Origin of the sequence: Lonsdalea britannica, from assembly GCF_946477055.1 — a bacterium.
Taxonomy (GTDB): domain Bacteria; phylum Pseudomonadota; class Gammaproteobacteria; order Enterobacterales; family Enterobacteriaceae; genus Lonsdalea; species Lonsdalea britannica_A.
The window spans coordinates 1-4969 of the sequence record NZ_CAMKXG010000252.1; the positions used below are offsets into that span (position 1 = coordinate 1).

A 4969-nucleotide genomic window follows, 5' to 3' on the forward strand; every position below is an offset into this window, starting at 1 on the left:
TTCGCCTTAGTCTCGTGGGCTCGGAGATGTGTATAAGAGACAGGCGTGTGGTGCGGATGGGATCGGCGCCGGTCAGCGCCAGCCTGCTGACGCAAATTGGTCGTTTGCTGCCCGCCGCCCGCATCATCAACGCCTACGGGACGACCGAAGGCGGTCCGGTGGTTTTCGGCCCGCCTCCCGACGGGCTGGAGCCGCCTCCGTTGGCGACCGGCTATCCGCATCCAGAAGTGCAGCTGCGATTGAGAGATGCGCATGGAACGCTGTCGGACTACGGCGTACTGGAGATCAACAGTCCCGCGCTGATGCAGGGTTATCACCAGCGGCCGGACATTCCCCCGCCGTTCACCCCGGACGGCTACTACCGCACCGGCGACGTGTTCCGGCGCGACGAGGCGGGTTTTTACACCTTTGTGGGTCGTCATGACGACATGTTTGTCTGCGGAGGGGAAAATATCTACCCGAGCGAGGTGGAGCAACTGCTGGAGCGCCACCCGGACGTACAGCAAGCCTGCGTGGTGCCGGTGGACGATGAGATCAAGGGCGCCAAGCCGGTCGCCTGGGTGATTTTACGTCCGGGACGGCAGTCTGACGAAGAGACGCTCAAGACGTTTGCGCTGACGCACGGCGCGGCCTACCTGCATCCCCGCCGCATCTGGCTGCTCGACCGTTTTCCGCTGGCGGGCACCAATAAGATTGACCGCAGCGCGCTGAAGGCGGAGGCCGCCCGGCGCATGCAAGCCGACTCGCCGCGCTAGCGTTGCGTATCGTCAGGCTGACGCAGCCACGGCGTCACGGTGAGTCCGACTAAAATCCCCTCGGGACTCAGGAATCGCGTCACCCGTTGCTGCCAGGGTTCCAGCCGGTTTTCTACCAGCAGTGAAATGCCCTGCTGTTTGAGGCGCTGTGTGGCCTCGGCGAGATCGCTCACCTCGAACTCCAGCCAGCTCTGAGGGATCGGATACTGTTCCGGCCAGCGCTCGCTGCCGAAGCAGGATTGACTGGCCTGCGCCAACGGCCAGAGGGCAAAGTGCTTCGCCCCCTCCAGCGCATCAGTGAGCTGATAGTCCGGGTTGTCGGGATAGGGTTTTAGAGGGAGCTGCAACATATCGACGTAAAACGCGGCGCTGTCCGGCGCCGACGTCGTGATCGGGCCAAAGCCCGCGATAAACAGCACATCGATACCTGACGTTAACGTATCCATCGCGGGTCCTTTTGATCGTCTAAGTCATCATGCCGCCATTACGAGGCGGCGATAAACTGCGCCCGCAGCGCCTGAACCTCGTCGCGCAGGTTGGCGGCATCCTCGAATTCCAGATTCTGCGCATGTTTCAACATTTGCGCTTCCAACTGGGCGATCTTCTGCTCCAGCGCCTTCGGGGTCAGCAGTGCGTAACTCGCATCCGGCTCGGCGGCCTGACGGCCACGGCCCTTGCCCTTGTGGTTCGGCGACTGGCCGATTTGCAGAATATCGCCGATTTTCTTGTTGAGCCTCTGCGGCACGATGCCGTGCTGCAAGTTGTACTCCTGCTGTTTTTCTCTGCGCCGTTCTGTTTCCGAGATCGCCCGCTCCATCGACGGGGTGATCTTGTCACCGTAAAGAATGGCTTTACCGTTCAGGTTACGCGCCGCACGTCCGATGGTCTGGATCAATGAGCGCTCGGAACGCAGGAAGCCTTCTTTATCCGCATCCAGGATCGCCACCAGCGACACCTCCGGCATATCCAACCCTTCTCGCAACAGGTTGATCCCGACCAGCACGTCGAACTCGCCAAGCCGCAGGTCGCGGATAATTTCCACCCGCTCAACCGTATCGATATCCGAATGCAGGTAGCGGACACGCTCGCCGTGCTCCTCCAGATATTCCGTCAGGTCTTCCGCCATCCGCTTGGTCAGCGTCGTGACCAGAACGCGTTCGTTGATGGCGACGCGCTTGCGAATTTCCGACAGCAGATCGTCCACCTGCGTGGACACCGGCCGCACTTCGATGATCGGGTCCAATAAACCGGTGGGACGCACGACCTGATCGATGACTTCGCCGCCGGACTTCTCCAGTTCGTACTTGCCCGGCGTCGCCGACACATAGATGCTCTGCGGCGCAAGAGCCTCAAATTCCTCAAACTTCATTGGTCGGTTGTCCAGCGCCGACGGCAGGCGGAAGCCGTACTCCACCAGCGTTTCCTTGCGCGCCCGGTCGCCGCGATACATCCCGCCTAGCTGCGGAATTGTGACGTGGGATTCATCGATCACCAGCAGGCCGTCCGCCGGCAGGTAGTCGAACAGCGTCGGCGGCGGCTCGCCCGGCCCGCGACCGGAGAGGTAGCGGGAGTAGTTTTCGATACCCGAGCAGTAGCCCAGCTCGTTCATCATCTCCAGATCGAACGTGGTGCGCTGCATGATGCGCTGCTCTTCCAACAGCTTATTATTGGCGAGCAGGATTTTGCGTCGGTCGCCCAACTCATCCTTGATCTCTTCCATCGCCTGCAGAATACGCTCGCGCGGCGTGACATAGTGCGTCTTGGGATAGATGGTAAAACGCGGCACGTTGCTGATGATCTGCCCGGTCAGGGAATCAAACAGCGACAGCCGTTCCACTTCGTCGTCAAACAGCTCCACGCGGAGCGCCACGTCGTCCGATTCCGCCGGATAGATGTCGATGACATCGCCGCGCACGCGAAAGGTACCGCGCTGGAAAGCCTGATCGTTACGGGCATACTGCAATTCCGCCAATCGACGCAGGATATCCCGCTGCCCGATCAACATGCCCTGAGACAGGTGCAATATCATTTTCAGATACAGCGCCTTGTCACCCAGACCATAGATTGCCGAGACCGAGGCCACCACCACGACATCGCGACGCTCCAGCAGCGCTTTGGTCGCGGAAAGACGCATCTGTTCGATATGCTCGTTCACCGAGGCATCTTTCTCGATGAAAGTGTCAGAACTCGGTACGTAGGCTTCCGGCTGGTAGTAGTCGTAGTAGGAGACGAAATATTCCACCGCGTTCTCCGGGAAGAACTCTTTCATTTCGCCATACAGCTGCGCCGCCAGGGTCTTGTTGGGCGCCAGCACCATCGTGGGCCGGTTGAGGTCGGCTATGACGTTAGCCACCGTGAAGGTCTTGCCTGAACCGGTAACGCCCAGCAGCGTCTGGTGTGCCAGACCGTCTTCCAGACCTTCCTTTAGCCTGCGGATGGCTTCCGGCTGGTCGCCTGCAGGTTTGTAGGCGGAATGCAGTTTAAATTCTTTACTCATGAGCTGGGCTACCTGATTGGAGAAGATGAAAGAAACGACGGTCGGTCACTAAGTCGACTTCCTCAGTATGGAAAGCGATCGGGTTGAATGCCAGCCACATGATACTGGATATAACCACAGCCTCAAGTTTTGTGTGCCGCGATAGCATATTGCGATGGCCTTAGCCAGCGCGAAAATGCATCTTATCCCCAGCTGTCACCGCAGTGACATTAAAATGTATTGAACGTTGACCGGAATTTACACAACTCGCCAGCGGCGCGAGAAATGACGCTTGATTTTAATTAAGCTATTGATTTTTATTACATTGACCAAAAAGCCGAGAATACCGTCAACCTGAGCAAAACCCGCGCCAGCTCTCGTCTGGATGAGTTTTTCTAATCCTCATGCACACGGTTATCCACAGAAATGGTGGATAACTCCCACAAGAGCCCGGTGGTCCTGAGTTGGAGATAGAGACCCAAACTCACTGTATGGGGATGCAACCATTTTTTTAAACTTTATTTTCTGACGTAATGATGATCCGGCGAGGCGAAAAAAGGCGCTTGTGTGTTGATTAACGTCAAAAAAACCACCCAAAATCACCGTGAAAAAGTTTTTTTCAAGATGCTTTTTCCTATCAATTTTTAGCTTCTTTAGCCTTTTCGTCTCTGATTACGCGCTGAGCGCAGCCAGGTTCAGATACTGCCCCAAGTCGTGCCGTGGCTCAGGATCGGTCAAATGCGGAATTTCACCCAGCATCGGCGCAGGAATCAGCTGCTGAAGCGACTGCAAATACGCCTGATGACGGTTGCCGGGAGGAGCGACGTCATTGGCTATCCATCCCGCCAGCGTTAGACCTGCCTGTTGCACGGCCTGCGCGGTGAGCATGGCGTGATTGATGCAGCCTAGCTTGACGCCAACAACCAGAATGACCGGCAGTTGCTCCTGTACGACCCAGTCCGCATACGTCTGCCGCTGAGAAAGCGGCGTGAACCATCCGCCCGCGCCTTCCACCAATACCCACTCCGAACGAGCCGTCAACGCGCGTAAACCGGCGCTGAGCGCGTCAAATTCGATAGGACGCCCCTCTTCCGAGCTGACGATATGCGGCGATGTCGGCTCGGCAAAGGCCAGCGGATTGACCTCGTCATAGTCTAGCGTCAGCCGACTGTTGGCCTGTAGCCACAAAGCATCCCGATTACGCAGCCCGTCCGACGTCATGTCGCAGCCGGAGGCCACCGGTTTATAGCCTGCGGTGAGATACCCGGCGCGTCCGGCCGCCTGTAGCAGCGCGGCGCTGGCGACCGTTTTGCCCACGTCGGTGTCCGTGCCGGTCACGAACCAGCGCTTAGTCATGTTCAATCACTCCCAACATCCGTTGATAAGTCAGAGGATAACCCTGCGGCTCGCGCGGATAGACCTCCGCCAGCGCCCGCAGCCGTTCCCGGTTAATCGCGCGGGAAGCGCGCCCTTCGTGCAGCCAGGTCGCGCCTACGCCCTTCAGCGAGCGCATGAGGCTCAGCACATCGGGGAAATAGCAGGTGATTGGCGCGCTGACCAAGCGATGGCGATAGGGCTGGCAGGCCGCCTCTATCTCCGTCACCGTCAAGAAACGGTTGACCCGGCGCGACCCATCCAGACGCTGCCATGCGTTTTCCAGCTCCGTCAGCGTGCCGTGCGCCAGCGTACAGAAGGCGACGGCGCCGCCAGGACGCGTCACGCGATGCAGCTCGCCCAA

General features: G+C 58.7%; 3 protein-coding genes and 1 pseudogene. All 4 read right to left on the reverse strand.

Annotated features, from left to right (window positions below):
• Positions 1 to 751: 751 nt before the first annotated feature.
• Positions 752 to 1201, reverse strand: coding sequence for a VOC family protein (locus tag Q7O77_RS14495; RefSeq protein ID WP_304168689.1), 450 nt, complete (start codon positions 1199 to 1201; stop codon positions 752 to 754).
• A gap of 38 nt (positions 1202 to 1239) precedes the next feature.
• A complete protein-coding gene (gene uvrB, locus Q7O77_RS14500; protein WP_304168691.1) occupies positions 1240 to 3252 on the reverse strand; it encodes an excinuclease ABC subunit UvrB in 2013 nt (670 codons plus the stop codon).
• 651 nt (positions 3253 to 3903) lie between these two features.
• Positions 3904 to 4587 carry a dethiobiotin synthase gene (bioD, locus tag Q7O77_RS14505; protein ID WP_304168694.1) on the reverse strand — a complete coding sequence of 228 codons (684 nt, stop codon included), beginning with the start codon at positions 4585 to 4587 and terminating at the stop codon, positions 3904 to 3906.
• Positions 4580 to 4969, reverse strand: a pseudogene (locus Q7O77_RS14510) (malonyl-ACP O-methyltransferase BioC); the annotation flags it as partial. The pseudogene Q7O77_RS14510 and the gene bioD, both read right to left, overlap by 8 nt.